General features: G+C 59.5%; 2 protein-coding genes. One reads left to right on the top strand and one right to left on the bottom strand.

Translation table 11 applies throughout. The features are described from left to right. Positions 1-253 precede the first annotated feature (253 nt). Positions 254-15,658 (top strand): non-ribosomal peptide synthase/polyketide synthase, encoded by a 15,405-nt coding sequence (locus ACBG85_RS09185; protein ID WP_372027128.1) that lies wholly within the window; start codon positions 254-256, stop codon positions 15,656-15,658. 173 nt (positions 15,659-15,831) lie between these two features. Here ACBG85_RS09185 and ACBG85_RS09190 read toward each other — a convergent pair whose 3' ends face one another. Then, positions 15,832-16,734: a triacylglycerol lipase gene (locus tag ACBG85_RS09190; protein ID WP_064443511.1), complete on the bottom strand. Its 903-nt coding sequence runs from the start codon at positions 16,732-16,734 to the stop codon at positions 15,832-15,834. Between the last annotated feature and the right edge of the window lie 8 nt (positions 16,735-16,742).

Genomic DNA, 16,742 nt, shown 5'->3' on the forward strand with positions numbered 1-16,742 from the left:
ATGGACTCCCATATCCCGAACAGTCCGATGATGTCCACTCCGCGACAGCTGTAACAATGGTTCGGTGTGTCCGATCAACTATTGGGGCTTTACCGGGACGTCGAACGCGATTTGCCCAGGTCAAGGGTAGAACCTCGGAAGTGATCGGATTCCTGCGAATACTGATCGAACTGCAGTACCAAAGCGAAGGTGAAATTGTCTTGACGCAGCACGTGTTCCTCCAGCATGCCGTTCGAGTGCAGGTCGTGACCGCATGAGCTCCGATGGTGTGACGCCAGGGACTTCGGTAGCTCGCAAGGCACGTCGAGAGCGTCCGGCACGCGGCCGTCGTGCCAGCACCTCGTTGCTTCCGCAACTGCTGGCGGCGGCCGTCGAGCTGGGGCCCGAGCGGGAGGCGTTGCGGTTCGAAGGACGTTCGCTGTCATACGCAGAGTTGGACGAGCAATCGTCTCGTTTGGCGAGATTGTTGATCGCCGGCGGCATGGGGCCAGAGGATCGGGTTGCAATTTCGATACCGCGGTCCATCGAGTCCGTTCTGGCACTGTGGGCAGTCGCCAAGTCCGGCGCCGCCTTCGTCCCGGTGGATCCGAACTATCCAGCCGATCGCGTGGCCTACATGATCAGCGATTCTGGAGTTTCGGTCGGGTTGACCACTAAGGGTGCACGCGCCGGGTTAACCGACTCGGTCGGGTGGATCTCGATCGATGCTTCGGACACTGTCGAGTCGTTGGCCGCTGTCTCCGGCGCGCCAGTGACGTATGACGAGCGGGTAAGGACACTGCGTGAGCAGCACGCCGCGTACGTCATCTACACATCCGGCTCCACAGGGCGACCCAAGGGTGTTGTTGTTTCGCATTCGGGGCTAGCCGTCCTGCAGCGAGAGCAAATTCGCATGCTGTCGCTCGACGGCAATTCGCGGGTTTTGCACTTCACGACTCCAAGCTTCGACGTATCGATCTTCGAACTACTCGAGACGATCGGGGCTGGCGCCGTCATGGTGATTGCCCCATCGAGCATCTACGGTGGGCCCGAGCTAGCCGAGCTGATCAAGACAGAGCGAGTGACGCATGTCGGCGCTACTCCTTCGGTGCTCGCATCGGTGGATCCATCTGGACTCGACGATGTTGCTGTCGTCGTGGTCGCGGGTGAAGCGTGTCCGCCAGAGTTGGTCGCGAAGTGGGCGCCCGGACGCCACTTTGTCAACGCGTACGGCCCGACCGAGATGACGATCGTCACGAACATGACGGAACTCGGCGCGGGTGATCCCGTCACGATCGGTGGTCCGATTCGTGGTGCAGCGTCTTTGGTATTGGATGCCCGCTTGCAGCCTGTACCGACGGGGACTACGGGTGAGCTCTATCTTGCAGGGCCGCAGGTTGCGCGCGGATACCACAATTTGGCAGGTATGACGGCCGATCGATTCATCGCGAATCCCTTTGGGGCACAGGGTGAACGAATGTACCGCACGGGGGACGTGGTGCGGTGGACGGAAAGTGCTGCCGGCGATCGTAGCGTCGAATACGTCGGACGGTCCGATTCCCAGGTCAAGATCCGTGGCTTCCGCATCGAGTTGACTGAAATCGACGCGGTCATCGCACTCGACGAACGGGTCGAGTTCGTGACAACGCTCGGGCGAGTGTTGCCCAGCGGTGAAACGGCTCTCATCTCTTATGTGCTTCCTGCAGTTGGAGCCGTGCTGTCCGGGGATGACGTCCTGGCAGTGGTCAAGACGGATCTTCCCCGTCACATGATTCCGGCGGCTGTCGTTGTCATCGACGAGATTCCCTTGACGCCAGTAGGAAAGCTGGATTCAGCAGCACTTCCTGATCCCGTATTCGAGGCCCGAGAGTTTGTAGCGCCATCCTCCGATGGTGAGGTCGTGGTCGCGCGCATATTCGAAGAACTCTTGGGGGTGGACCGAGTCGGCGCTGACGACGACTTCTTCGAACTCGGCGGCAACTCGTTGATTGCTGCGAAATTGGCCGGGCGTCTCAGTGCGGCTTTCGATGTGCGGGTTCAGGTCAAAACGCTCTTCGAGTACTCGACAGTCTCCGGTCTTGCATCTGTTTTGTCAGATTCAGCGGGGCGTGTGCGAATTGCCTTGGCCCCTCGCTCTCGTCCGGAGCGGATACCTCTTTCCCTTGCACAGTCGCGGATGTGGTTCTTGTCGAGATTCGACTCTGTGTCTGGTGTGAACAACATTCCGATCGTGTTGCGGTTGTCCGGTGCCGTCGATGTTTCGGCACTGTCCGCAGCGCTGTCGGATGTTGTTGCGCGGCACGAGGTGTTGCGGACCGTCTATCCGGAATTCGAGGGCATCGGGTTCCAACAAGTACTTCCGGTGGACGAATTCGTGGAAACTGTATTGCCCGAAACTGTCGACGCGGCCGACTTGCTCGGTGTGCTGACGCCAGTGGTGGCAGAGGGGTTCGATGTCACGGTCGAGGTGCCATTACGGGTTCGTTTGTTCCAGACGGGTTCGTCGGAGTTTGTGTTGGCGTTGGTGATTCACCATATCGCTGCTGACGGTGTGTCGATGGGTCCGTTGGTGCGTGATGTGTCGATGGCGTATGTGGCGCGTGCGGGTGGACAGGTTCCGGGGTGGGCGCCGTTGGCGGTGCAGTATGCGGATTACGCGTTGTGGCAGCGTGAGGTGTTGGGGTCCGAGGGTGATCCGTCGTCGTTGATGTCTGAGCAGTTGGGGTATTGGACGTCGGTGTTGGCGGGGTTGCCGGAGCGGATCGAGCTGCCGGCGGATCGCCCGCGGCCGTTGGTGGCATCCAATCAGGGTGCGAGTTACCAGTTTTCGATAGACGCGCGGTTACATCGAGCGCTCGAGCAGTTGGCGCTTGATCGTAATGTGTCGTTGTTCATGGTGGTGCATGCGGCGTTGGCGGTGTTGTTGGCGCGGCTGAGCGGTAGTGACGACGTTGTGGTGGGCTCTCCGATCGCAGGGCGGGGTGAGCCGGAGCTGGACGATCTGATTGGTATGTTCGTCAATACGTTGGTGTTGCGGACCGAGGTGGATTCTTCGGAGTCTTTCTCGGCGTTATTGGGTCGGGTTCGTGAGGTCGATCTCGGGGCGTTCGGCAACGAGGACGTGCCGTTCGAGCGTTTGGTGGAAGTGCTTGATCCGGCGCGGTCGCAGGCCCATCATCCGTTGTTCCAGGTTGCGTTGTTCTTTCAGAACATGGCGCAGGATGTCGTGGAGTTGCCGGGACTGTCGATTGCCGGTTTCGACGCCGGTGTCGAGATCGCGAAGTTCGATCTGCAGTTGACGGTGACGCCGTTGGAGGAGGACGGCGTCGGTGTGGGGATGCCGATGTCGTTGACGTATGCGACGGATCTGTTCGACGCGTCGACAGTTGTTTCGTTTGCGGAGCGGTTGGTGCGTGTTCTGGAAGCAATGGTGGCGGAGCCTGATTCGGTTGTCGGGGATGTGGAGTTGCTCGGTGAGGGCGAGCGTTCGCAGGTGCTGGTGGCGGTCAATGACACTGTTCACGAGTTGACTGTTGGTGCTTTGTTGCTCGACGGGTTTGTTGCGCAGGTGGCGGCGACGCCGGATGCGGTGGCGGTGGTGTTCGAGGGGCAGTCTCTGACGTATGCGGAGTTCGGGTCTCGGGTGAACCGTCTTGCACGGTATCTGATTTCGGTGGGCGTGGGGCCGGAGTCGTTGGTGGCGTTGGCGATGCGCCGGTCGGTTGACCTTGTGGTTGGTATGTATGCAGTGGTTGCTGCGGGTGGGGCGTATGTGCCGTTGGATCCGGATCATCCGGTCGAGCGCAATGGTCATATTCTCGAGACCGCGGCACCGGTCTGTGTGTTGTCCACTGCTGGTGACGGTGTGGTGTTGCCGAGTAAATTCGATGTGGTGTTGATAGACGAGCTGGACGTGTCCGGATTCTCGGATGCGCCTGTTTCTGATGTGGATCGTGTTGCGCCGTTGCGTGTTTCGAATGCTGCGTATGTGATTTTCACGTCGGGGTCGACGGGGAAGCCGAAGGGTGTGGCGGTTTCGCATGCGGCGATCGTCAATCAGATGGCGTGGATGCAGGGGCAGTATGTTCTGACCGGGTCGGATGTGTATCTGCAGAAGACTGCGACGACGTTCGACGTGTCTTTGTGGGGGTTCTTCCTGCCGTTGGCGGTGGGTGCTCGGTTGGTGGTGGCCACTCATGACGGTCATCGGGATCCGGGGTATTTGGCGTCGGTGATCGCTGATCAGCGCGTGACGGTGACGGACTTCGTGCCGACGATGCTGTCGGTGTTCGCGGGGGAAGTCTCTGCCAGCCAGTTGGATTCGCTACGTGATGTGTTCGTCATCGGTGAGGCGTTGCCGGCGCAGACGGTGCGCGATTTCGGTGTTGTTTCAAGCGCGCGGGTTCACAACTTGTATGGTCCGACCGAGGCCGCGGTGTCGATCACGTTCGCGGATGTGACGGATGCTGTCCACGGTGGTGTGGCTTCTATTGGTGTGCCGCAGTGGAATTCGCAGGTTTTCGTCTTGGATTCGCGATTGCGTCCGGTGCCGGCGGGTGTTGCGGGAGAGTTGTATCTTGCGGGTGATCAGTTGGCTCGTGGGTATGTTTCTCGTCCGGATTTGTCGGCGGATCGCTTCGTCGCGAATCCGTTCACTCATGGCAGTGTCGGCGATCGGATGTACCGCACGGGGGACTTGGTGCGGTGGGGCTGGTCGGGGGAGCTCGAGTACATCGGGCGCACTGATTTCCAGGTGAAGTTCCGGGGTCAGCGGATCGAGTTGGGGGAGATCGAGTCGGCCCTGGTGGCCGATGTGTCGGTGTCGGTGTCGTCGGTGGCGGTGGTGTCGACCAAGACCGGTGATCAGTTGGTGGGGTATGTGGTGCCGACGTCGGGAGCGGTGGTTGATGTTGCGGCGCTTGTGGATTCGTTGGGGTCGGTGTTGCCGTCGTATATGGTGCCGTCGCAGATCATGGTGTTGGATGCGTTCCCGCTGAATGCTTCGGGGAAGTTGGATCGGAAGCTGTTGCCGAAGCCGGTGTTCGAGGCTGCGGCGTTCCGGGCTCCGGTGACTCCGGTGGAGGAGTCGGTTGCCTCGGTTTTCGCCGAGGTGTTGGGTGTGGATCGGGTCGGGCTTGATGATGATTTCTTTGCTTTGGGTGGCAATTCGCTGATTGCGACTCGGATGGTTGCCCGCCTTGGGCAGGCGCTCGATACGCAGGTTCCGGTACGGGTGCTGTTCGAGGTGTCCTCGGTCGAGCGCGTGGCTGCCCGGGTTCAGACCAAGATCGGTTCGGGTGCTCGGGCGGCGTTGACTGCTCGGGTGCGTCCGGAGCGGGTGCCGTTGTCCCTTGCACAGCAACGGATGTGGTTTCTGAACCAACTCGACCCAGAGTCGCCGGTCTACAATGTTCCTCTCGCGATCCGGCTTTCAGGGAAGCTGGACGTGGCGGGGCTGAAAGCTGCTGTTTCCGATGTCCTGGCACGGCACGAGTCGCTCAGAACGTTGTACCCAAGCGATCCAGATGGACCAATGCAGGTAATTGTTCCACCCGAAGAGGTCGTGCTGGACTTGAGTCCAGTCGAGGTCGACGCCGAGTCTGTAATGCTGCGCGTAGCAGAGGTTGTCGGACAGGGATTCGACGTCGGTGCTGAGGTCCCCGTTCGAGCGAAACTGTTCAGCCTTGGCTCTGGCGACTACGTGTTGGTTGTCGTGATCCACCACGTTGCCGGAGACGGTTCCTCAGTCGGGCCACTCGGGCGCGATGTCATGGTCGCGTATGAGGCCCGATCTCGGGGGGTGGTTCCGGGGTGGGCACCTCTCGGAGTGCAGTACGCGGACTATGCGTTGTGGCAACGCGAGATGTTGGGCTCAGATGGTGACCCGGACTCGATCGCGTCGAAGCAAATTGCGTATTGGCGAACTCAGTTGGCTGACGTCCCCCCCGTTTTGAATCTCCCCTTGGATCGTGCAAGGCCCGCGATTCAGTCGTTACGCGGAGCGACAGTCAATTTCACGATCGATGCACGCCTTCATTCAGACTTGTCGAGGCTTGCAGAGGGTCACAACGTCACTGTCTTTATGGTCATTCACGCGGCTGTGGCTGTTTTGATGTCCAGACTGAGCAGTTCCACGGACGTGGTGCTTGGTACTCCTGTCGCAGGACGCGGGGAGGCCGAACTCGACGATCTGATTGGTATGTTCGTCAACACGCTGGTCTTACGCACGAACGTCGAAGCGTCGGAGGGATTCGGTTCGTTCCTGGAGCAGGTGCGTGAAATCGATCTATCGGCGTTTGCCAATGCGGATGTGCCGTTCGAGTGGTTGGTGGATGAGATCGACCCCGTGCGTTCTACTGCGCACTCACCGCTGTTCCAGGTTTTGTTGGTGTTCCAGAACTTTGCGCAAACGCAGTTCGTGTTGCCAGAACTCACGATTTCCGGGATCGAAGCGGACTCGGGAACGGCGAAATACGACCTTCAGATCACTCTGTCCGAGGTCATCAGCGAGTCTGGAGAACCCTCAGGGATACACGGGTCGTTCAACTACGCAACCGACCTGTTCGACGAATCAACGGTGCTGGAATTCGTCGATCGTCTGTTGCGAATTCTGAGCACAGTGTCCGCAACTCCGGACGTACTGGTGGGTGATATTCCCGTACTCTCACAGAGCGAGAGTGAACAGGTACTGGCACAAGCTGTTTCGGCCGGATCTTTGTGCTCGGACAATGCGACGCTGGTCTCGTTGTTCGACGAGCAGGTTGCGCGGACGCCTAACTCTGTCGCGTTGGCCATGGACGCAATTGAACTTACGTATGCGGAGTTCGATGCCAAGGTCAATCAACTCGCGCGTCACCTCATTTCCGAAGGAGTCGGACCTGAGCAGTTGGTCGGTGTGGCGATGCGTCGGAGCATTGACCTCGTGGTTGCGATCTACGCCGTTCTGAAGGCTGGGGGCGCCTACGTTCCTATCGATCCAGATCATCCAGCAGAACGCACCGAGTACGTCGTAGAGGCGGCGGATCCGGTACTGATTCTGACTACCGCTCGCGATCAGTTCGCGTCGACGGGTCGACGGATGGTGACTGTCGAGGCTCTGAACTTGGACGGGTTCCCATCTCGCCGGATTGCCGACTCTGAACGCAATTCGCCTTTGCGATCGCAAAACACGGCGTATCTGATCTTCACTTCAGGTTCGACAGGTCGACCCAAGGGCGTTGCCATTACACACAGCGCAACGGTGAACCAGTTGGTGTGGGCTCAGGCGACCTACAGGCTTGATTGCTCGGATGTGGTACTGCACAAAACGCCGATCACCTTCGACATTTCGGTCTGGGAATTGTTCTGGACTCTCCAAACTGGCGCGAAACTGGTCATCGCGGTTCCCGATGGACACCGGGACGCAGATTATCTTGCGAAAACCATCGCTCAAGAGCGGGTCACGACGGTGCATTTCGTTCCGTCGATGTTGAGCGCATTCATGTCCGCGGTGCCCGCGCCGCTGCCGGAATCGGTGCGTCGAGTCTTTGTCGCAGGAGAGGCGTTGAGCGCCGACACCGTACGCCGATTCAGCGGGTACGCCTCGGCGAGCCTGCACAACTGGTACGGGCCTGCCGAGGTCGAGGTGGTAACAGCTTGGGAGGCGACTCCTGAGGCGGTGGTCGTCCCGATCGGTACGCCCGTCGCTAACGCGTCCACTGTTGTGCTTGACGGCCGGTTGGCGCCAGTGCCGGTGGGTGTGGCCGGTGAACTGTATTTGGGTGGACCGCAGGTGGCTCGTGCATATCACGGTGAGCCTGCTATGACGGCGCTGCGATTTGTCGCCGATCCATTCGGATCAGCCGGCGCCAGGTTGTACCGCACCGGAGATTTGGTTCGATGGACCAAATCGGGGGAGCTGGAGTACATCGGCCGTAGTGATTTCCAGGTGAAGTTGCGTGGTCAGCGGATCGAACTGGGTGAGATCGAATCAGCCCTGCTCACGCATGAGAACGTAAACGACGCCGTCGTCGTGATGCACTCTGACTCCAAGTCGGGTGACAGCTTGGTTGGGTATGTGGTGCCGGCGTCGGGTGCGGTGGTTGATGTTGTAGCGCTTACGGATTCGCTGCGTGCGGTGTTGCCGTCGTACATGGTTCCGTCGTTGATCATGGTGTTGGATGCGTTGCCGCTGAATGCGTCGGGAAAGTTGGATCGGAAGTTGTTGCCGGAGCCGGTGTTCGAGGTTGCGGTGTTCCGGGCTCCGGTGACGGCGGTGGAGGAGATCGTCGCGTCGGTGTTCGGGGATGTTCTCGGGGTCGAGCGTGTCGGGTTGGATGATGATTTCTTTGCTTTGGGTGGTAATTCTTTGATTGCTACTCGGGTGGCGGCTCGGTTGGGGCAGGCGCTCGATGCGCAGGTTCCGGTGCGGGTGTTGTTCGAGGCGTCGTCGGTGGAGTTGTTGGCTGCTCGGGTGGAGTCGGAGGTTGGTTCGGGTGCTCGGGCGGCGTTGACTGCTCGGGTGCGTCCGGAGCGGGTGCCGTTGTCGTTGGCGCAGCAGCGGATGTGGTTCTTGAACCGTTTCGATACGTTGTCGTCGGCGAACAATATTCCGGTGGCGATTCGGTTGTCGGGGTTGTTGGATGTGGAGGCTCTGCAGGCTGCGGTGTCGGATGTTGTTGGTCGGCATGAGATTTTGCGGACGGTGTATCCGGAGGTCGACGGTGTCGGGTTCCAGGAGGTGTTGTCTGCGGATCGGGTGCGGTTGGATTTGTCGCCGGTGGCGGTGTCGGAGTCCGATGTCGTTGGTGCGGTGACGGAGTTCTTGTCGGCTGGTTTCGATGTGGCGGTGGAGGTTCCGGTTCGGGCGCGGTTGTTCGCGGTGTCGGAGTCGGAGTTCGTGTTGGCGATGGTGGTTCATCACATCAGTGGTGATGGTGTGTCGATGGGGCCGTTGACGCGTGATGTGATGGTGGCGTACGAGGCTCGTTCTCGGGGTGAGGTGCCGGGGTGGACGCCGCTCGAGGTGCAGTATGCGGATTACGCGTTGTGGCAGCGGGAGACTCTCGGTTCGGAAGATGATCCGTCGTCGTTGATTTCGCGTCAGATCGGGTTCTGGGAGTCGGCGTTGGCGGGGTTGCCGGATCAGTTGGATTTGCCGGCTGATCGTCCGCGGCCGGCGGTGGCGTCCAATCGTGGTGCTGCGTATTCGTTCGTGATTGATCGTGATGTGCATGTGTCGTTGAGTGACGCTGCGCGTGAGTCGAATTCGTCGTTGTTCATGGTGGTGCATGCGGCGTTGGCGGTGTTGTTGTCGCGGTTGTCGGGGACGTCCGATATTGCGATCGGTACTCCGGTGGCGGGTCGTGGTGAGCAGGTTCTCGATGATTTGATCGGGATGTTCGTCAATACGTTGGTGTTGCGGACCGAGGTGGATTCTTCGGAGTCGTTCTCGGGGTTGTTGGGTCGGGTTCGTGAGGGCGATCTGGGTGCGTTTGCGCATGCGGATGTGCCGTTCGAGCGGTTGGTGGAGGTGCTCAATCCGGCGCGGTCGCAGGCGCGTAATCCGTTGTTCCAGGTGATGCTCTCGTTCCAGAACATGGAGCAGACCGCGTTGCAGTTGGGCGATCTGACGGTTGCGGGCGTCGATACCGGCGCGGTGGCGGCGAAGTTCGATCTGCAGTTGACCATGGTCGAGCAGTTCGACGAGTCCGGTGCCCCGGCCGGGATGGCGGCGACGTTCACGTACGCGACGGATCTGTTCGACGAGTCGACGGTGGCCTCGATGGCAACCCGATTCGAACGCATCCTGCGCACAGTTCTCGACGATTCATCGGCGCTGGTGGGAGAAGTCGATCTTCTTGATGGTGTTGAACGAATTGAGATCTACAACAGATCGCGCGCCAGTCGTCGGGATCTGCCCGCGACGCGATTGGTGGATGTCGTCGGTACGGCTCAGCGCGCTATGGATGTTGCGGTGATTTACGGTGACGAAAGCTTGACCTATGGCGAATTCGATTCGCGCGTCAATCGATTGGCCCGACATCTGATTTCGCAAGGTGTTGGACCTGAGGTTCTGGTCGGCGTGCTCATGGGGCGGTCTATATCTTGGGTGATCGCAGCCCATGCGGTGATTCGTGCAGGTGGCGGATATGTACCCCTGGACCCATCGCATCCGACTGAACGCGTCTCTTATGTTTTGCGAACGGCGGCGCCGGCCGTTGTCTTGTACTCGCGTGACTTTACGGTTGATGGTCGACTCGACGCGAAGTTGCCGACTTCCTGGGTTGATGTTGACAGTCTTGACCTGCATACGTATTCGACTGATCCGATCACCGATTCAGAGCGACTGTCTGCTCTTCGGGGAGATCACCCTGCGTATGTGATTTTCACTTCCGGTTCTACCGGGACGCCGAAAGGCGTCCTGGTATCGCATATCGCCGTAGTAAACCAGATGCTTTGGCGCCAGGATCGATACAATTTGGACCCGTCGGACGTGGTGCTGGTCAAGACTCCGTCCACATTTGACGTTTCACTTTGGGAGTTGTTCTGGCCGTGCCAAGTAGGCGCGCGCATGGTGATCGCCGAACCGGATGGCCATCGTGACCCTCAGTACATAGCGAAGTTGATCCGGGAGCATGCGGTCACGGTCGCGCACTTCGTGCCTGCAATGATGGCCCTATTCATTTCAGCCGAATATGCCAGCAATATTCCTTCCTTGAGGCTGGTGTTTTCCGGTGGCGAGGCCTTGAAAGTTGGCACTGCCGCGGAAGTTTTCGGAGTGATGCCATCAGCACGCTTGGAGAATTTGTACGGTCCTGCCGAGGCTGCAATTGATGTGACCTTCCATGAAGTCACATCGGACGAGACCGTGTCGATCCCGATTGGTTCTGCTGTGTGGAATACAGGGCTGCTAGTCCTGGATTCCAGGCTGCACCCGGTTTCAAGGGGTGTTGTCGGCGAGCTTTATCTATCGGGCATTCAGTTGGCGCGCGGGTATATCGGGCGGGCCGCAATGTCGTCGGATCGGTTTGTTGCGAACCCGTTTGCCGATGGCAGCGGGGGCGGTCGGATGTATCGCACGGGCGATTTGGTGCGGTGGGATGCGTCGGGGGAGCTGGAGTACATCGGCCGTAGTGATTTCCAGGTGAAGTTGCGTGGTCAGCGGATCGAGTTGGGGGAGATCGAGTCGGCTTTGGTGGCTGATGCATCGGTATCCGCATCTGCAGTGACTGTTGTTTCGGCCAAGTCGGGTGACAGCTTGGTTGGGTATGTGGTGCCGGCGTCGGGTGCGGTGGTTGATGTTGTAGCGCTTACGGATTCGCTGCGTGCGGTGTTGCCGTCGTACATGGTTCCGTCGTTGATCATGGTGTTGGATGCGTTGCCGCTGAATGCGTCGGGGAAGTTGGATCGGAAGTTGTTGCCGGAGCCGGTGTTCGAGGTTGCGGTGTTCCGGGCTCCGGTGACGGCGGTGGAGGAGATCGTCGCGTCGGTGTTCGGGGATGTTCTCGGGGTCGAGCGTGTCGGGTTGGATGATGATTTCTTTGCTTTGGGTGGTAATTCTTTGATTGCTACTCGGGTGGCGGCTCGGTTGGGGCAGGCGCTCGATGCGCAGGTTCCGGTGCGGGTGTTGTTCGAGGCGTCGTCGGTGGAGTTGTTGGCTGCTCGGGTGGAGTCGGAGGTTGGTTCGGGTGCTCGGGCGGCGTTGACTGCTCGGGTGCGTCCGGAGCGGGTGCCGTTGTCGTTGGCGCAGCAGCGGATGTGGTTCTTGAACCGATTCGACCCGGGATCCAATGTTGACAATATTCCGGTGGCGATTCGGTTGTCGGGGTTGTTGGATGTGGAGGCTCTGCAGGCTGCTGTGTCGGATGTTGTTGGTCGGCATGAGATTTTGCGGACGGTGTATCCGGAGGTCGACGGTGTCGGGTTCCAGGAGGTGTTGTCTGCGGATCGGGTGCGGTTGGATTTGTCGCCGGTGGCGGTGTCGGAGTCCGATGTCGTTGGTGCGGTGACGGAGTTCTTGTCGGCTGGTTTCGATGTGGCGGTGGAGGTTCCGGTTCGGGCGCGGTTGTTCGCGGTGTCGGAGTCGGAGTTCGTGTTGGCGATGGTGGTTCATCACATCAGTGGTGATGGTGTGTCGATGGGGCCGTTGACGCGTGATGTGATGGTGGCGTACGAGGCTCGTTCTCGGGGTGAGGTGCCGGGGTGGGCGCCGCTCGAGGTGCAGTATGCGGATTACGCGTTGTGGCAGCGGGAGACTCTCGGTTCGGAAGATGATCCGTCGTCGTTGATTTCGCGTCAGATCGGTTTCTGGGAGTCGGCGTTGTCGGGGTTGCCGGATCAGTTGGATTTGCCGGCTGATCGTCCGCGGCCGGCGGTGGCGTCCAATCGTGGTGCTGCGTATTCGTTCGTGATTGATCGTGATGTGCATGTGTCGTTGAGTGACGCTGCGCGTGAGTCGAATTCGTCGTTGTTCATGGTGGTGCATGCGGCGTTGGCGGTGTTGTTGTCGCGGTTGTCGGGGACGTCCGATATTGCGATCGGTACTCCGGTGGCGGGTCGTGGTGAGCAGGTTCTCGATGATTTGATCGGGATGTTCGTCAATACGTTGGTGTTGCGGACGGAGGTGGATTCTTCGGAGAGTTTCGTCGATCTGCTCGCAGGTGTGCGGGAGGCTGATCTTCAGGCGTTTGCGCATGCGGATGTTCCGTTCGAGCGGTTGGTGGAGGTGCTCAATCCGGCGCGGTCGCAGGCTCGTAATCCGTTGTTCCAGGTGATGCTCTCGTTCCAGAGCGCACGCCAGACCGGGTTGCAGTTGGGCGATCTGACGGTTGCGGGCGTCGATACCGGCGCGGTGGCGGCGAAGTTCGATCTGCAGTTGACCATGGTCGAGCAGTTCGACGAGGCGGGTGCCCCGGCGGGGATGGCGGCGCAGTTCACGTACGCGACGGATCTGTTCGACGAGTCGACGGTGGCCTCGATGGCAACCCGATTCGAACGCATCCTGGCTGCCGTCGTTGCTGATCGGTCAACCATTGTTGGTGACGTTGATATTTTGGATTCTGTTGAGCGTTCGTTGGTGCTCGAGGGGTGGAATGACACGGCTCGTGAGGTTGCGGGTGTGTCGGTGTTGGACGGGTTCGATGCGCAGGTGGCGGCGTCTCCGGATGCGGTAGCGCTCTCGTTCGAGGGTGTGTCGTTGTCGTATGCGGAGTTCGATGCTCGGGTGAATCGTTTTGCCAGGTATTTGGTTTCGGTGGGTGTGGGGCCGGAGTCGTTGGTGGGTGTTGCGGTTCGTCGGTCGGTTGATTTGTTGGTTGCGGTTTACGGTGTGCTCAGGGCTGGTGGTGGGTATGTTCCGGTGGATCCGGATCAGCCTGCGGACCGTAATGGGTATGTGTTGGCGGCGGCGTCGCCGGTGTGTGTGGTCAGTACTTCTGATGTTGGTTTCGATGCTGGTGTGGTGCCGGTGGTCGAGGTTGATGTTGTTGATGTGTCTGGTTTTTCGGATGCTCCTGTCTCGGATGTGGATCGGGTTGCGCCGTTGCGGTCGGGGAATACGGCGTATGTGATTTTCACGTCGGGGTCGACGGGGCGGCCGAAGGGGGTGGCGGTCAGTCATCGCAGTGTGGTCAATCAGGTGTCGTGGTTGGCGGAGCGTTATGCGGTGTCGGGTTCTGATGTGGTGTTGCTTAAGACTCCGGTGACGTTCGATGTGTCGGTGTGGGAGTTGTTTGTTCCGTTGGCGGTGGGTGCTCGGTTGGTGGTGGCCACGCATGACGGTCATCGGGATCCGGGGTATTTGGCGTCGGTGGTAGCGGCGGAGTCGGTGTCGATGGTCTCGTTTGTGCCGTCGATGTTGGAGGTGTTCGTCGATCAGTTGGTCGACACGTCGGAGGCGACGATTTCGCGTCTCGGTGGTGGTGGGTTGGGTTCGTTGCGGGTGATTTTCGCGGCGGGTGAGGCGTTGCCGGCGTCGGTGGTGCGTCGGGTGTTGTCGGTGTTGCCGTCGGTTGAGGTTCATAATTTGTATGGTCCGACGGAGTTCACGGTGCATGCGACGGCGGCGGGTCCGCTCGATGGTGTGGGTGTGGTGGTGCCGATGGGTGCTCCGGTGTGGAATTCGTCGGTGTTGGTGTTGGATTCGCGGTTGCGTCCGGTGCCGGTGGGTGTTGCGGGTGAGTTGTATTTGTCGGGTGTGCAGGTCGCTCGTGGGTATTTCGGGCGGGTGGATTTGTCGGCGGAGCGGTTTGTGGCGAATCCGTTCGGTGGGGTGGGTTCGCGGATGTATCGCACGGGGGATGTGGTGCGGTGGATCGGTGTGTCGGGTGAGCTCGAGTATGTCGGTCGTAGTGATTTTCAGGTGAAGTTGCGTGGTCAGCGGATCGAGTTGGGGGAGATCGAGTCTGCGGTTCGGGATCAGGTGGGTGTGGGTTCTGTGGTGGTGGTGGTGTGGCGTGATCAGTTGGTTGCGTATGTCACTGCTGCGGTGGGGTCTTCGATTGATGTTGATGTGGTGAAGGTGGGTGTGGGGGAGCGGTTGGCGTCGTATATGGTGCCGTCGCAGTTTGTGGTGTTGGATGCGTTGCCGCTCAATGCTTCGGGGAAGTTGGATCGGAAGTTGTTGCCGGAGCCGGTGTTCGAGGTTGCGGTGTTCCGGGCTCCCACTACCGAAGCTGAACTACTTGTCGCAAGCGTCTTTTCGGAGATTCTCGGTGTCGAGCACATCGGAGCGGACGACAGCTTCTTCGAGTTGGGTGGCAACTCATTGGTCGCAGCGAGGGTTGCTGCTCGGCTGAGCGCAGCAGTTTCCGTGGAGGTCCCACTGCGACTCATCTTCGCTACTTCGACGGTCAGCGAACTTGCAGAACGAATTGCACTCGGAATTCGGGTGGGCTTCGATGCGAAAACCGATGATGCACTACGAACGCTTCTGCCGCTGAGAACGACAGGGAGCGATGTGCCGTTGTTCTGTGTTCATCCACTCGTTGGACTGGCGTGGCCTTTTGCGCCGTTGGCGGCTGTTGTGGACCGTTCGATTCCGCTTTATGGATTGCAGAGCCCTGTTCTGACTGATGAGGCATTCCAAGGACGATCCCTTGACGATTACGCGGATCGCTACGTGGATGAGATCACCCGGGTTCAGCAGTCAGGCCCGTACCGAATTCTCGGTTGGTCGCTCGGCGCGATCATTGCTCAAGCGGTTGCGGCGAAGATGGAGGAGCGAGGCGAGATCGTTGAGGCGTTGATCTTGCTGGACGGTTCGCCGGAAACACGCGACGAATCAGAGCACGCTGTCCAGGTGCGCGCTGAGTTGGCTGCAATGGGGATTGTCTTCGGCGAGAACGAAAAGCTCGATGAATTGTCGGTCGAAAGGTCTGCAGAGATCTTGACGGCTGTCGACGGAGAGAGAATCGGACTCGATGCGTCTGCGATCAAGCGGTTGCTCACAAGCATTGCGATTTCGGCGAAGCTGATCAACGCCCATCGGCCGCAGTCGTTCGGGGGGCCGATCACCTTCGTGAGTTCGTTGGATCGTTCGGACGCAAAGCAAGCCGATAAGGTTTGGGGTCCGTACGCGCAAGGAGAACTGACGGATGAATTGGTCGACGTTCACCACCTGGAGATGATGTCTCCTGAAGGCGTTCGCGCTATCGGGCTGATCATTGAGCGTGTGTTGCGCGGTGGCGCCGCTGATTGATCAACCGGCGTATACGAGCCTGGTCGGGCGACGGCCAGGCTCGTATGCTTCGCTCTTCGTGATTGGCCTTGTAGGAGGTCATGTTCACCCGTGACAGCGCACGCTTGTCGATCGGAGTTTGTCGAGCGTGCGATTTCGACCGCTGCGGCTGAACATCTCGACGTCTGGGGCAGCTATGCGCAGGGGATCGGCGTGAATTCCGGATCGAGCGCGGATTTTACGAGGTCCAACGAATGCGCGTCACGAACCAGCCCCGCATGCGAGGCAGTGTTGCCTGGGCATCCATCCTGGACCCAGACGTTGTTTACAACGGAATTGGGGCCTGCGGTAAGGAACGAAGCTTCCGGAGGGGTTGAAATCTGGTCGTGAGCGGTCGCGATTACGGTATACGTAACTCCCGGTTGGGTTTCCGAGCCCGCATTGAGCTCAGTCAACAGCGGTGTCCCTTGAAGTTGTTGAACACCGGCTGGTCCCCAAATCGCCTGAACCAAGAGGTCTCCAGGAAGCCCCATATCTGAGAGTTGTTTGGCGTTTGCTTGCAAGCCGCCGAAGGTCGTTCCGTGGTTGGTAGCGCCGAGGGTGACCAGAGAATGGACGGCGTTTTTCGACGGATCTTCCGGAGTCGAACCACCGTCGAACTTCAGGTACTGGCGAGCGACGACTCCCCCTTGGGAGTGGCCTACGAGATCCACCTGGCCTGCACCCGTATGACGGCGAACTGAATCAACGAAGGTTGCAAGCTCTTTCGCTGAAGTCGCAATGTCCCTGATACCCCATTGGAGAGCGTTGGGATTGAAGATTTCCCGTGCCCCTCCATAATTGAGAGCAAATACGCAGTAGCCGAGATCAGCAAGTTGCGGGGAAAGTTCAGCCCAGGTATCAACCATGTTCGCGGTTGTTCCATGGATGAGAACTACCGGACGAGGATGATCGGCGCTCGGAACGCAATTCCAGTTGTTGGAGCCCGCCGGCGATGGACCCATAGTCGCGAAACCAGGGCTGGGTTCTCGATCATCTGCCAGGGCACTAACTGAGGTGCCAGACAGCAGGAAACACGTTCCCAGTACGACCAGCATGATCCGAA

It is taken from the genome of Rhodococcus sp. NyZ502 (genome assembly GCF_041464245.1).
In the GTDB taxonomy this organism is placed as follows: domain Bacteria; phylum Actinomycetota; class Actinomycetes; order Mycobacteriales; family Mycobacteriaceae; genus Rhodococcus_F; species Rhodococcus_F qingshengii.

Excerpts from the sequence above, each read along its gene's own strand:
- ACBG85_RS09185 (WP_372027128.1), top strand. The coding sequence starts at position 254 with ATGAGCTCCGATGGTGTGACGCCAGGGACTTCGGTAGCTCGCAAGGCA.
- ACBG85_RS09190 (WP_064443511.1), bottom strand. The coding sequence starts at position 16,734 with ATGCTGGTCGTACTGGGAACGTGTTTCCTGCTGTCTGGCACCTCAGTT.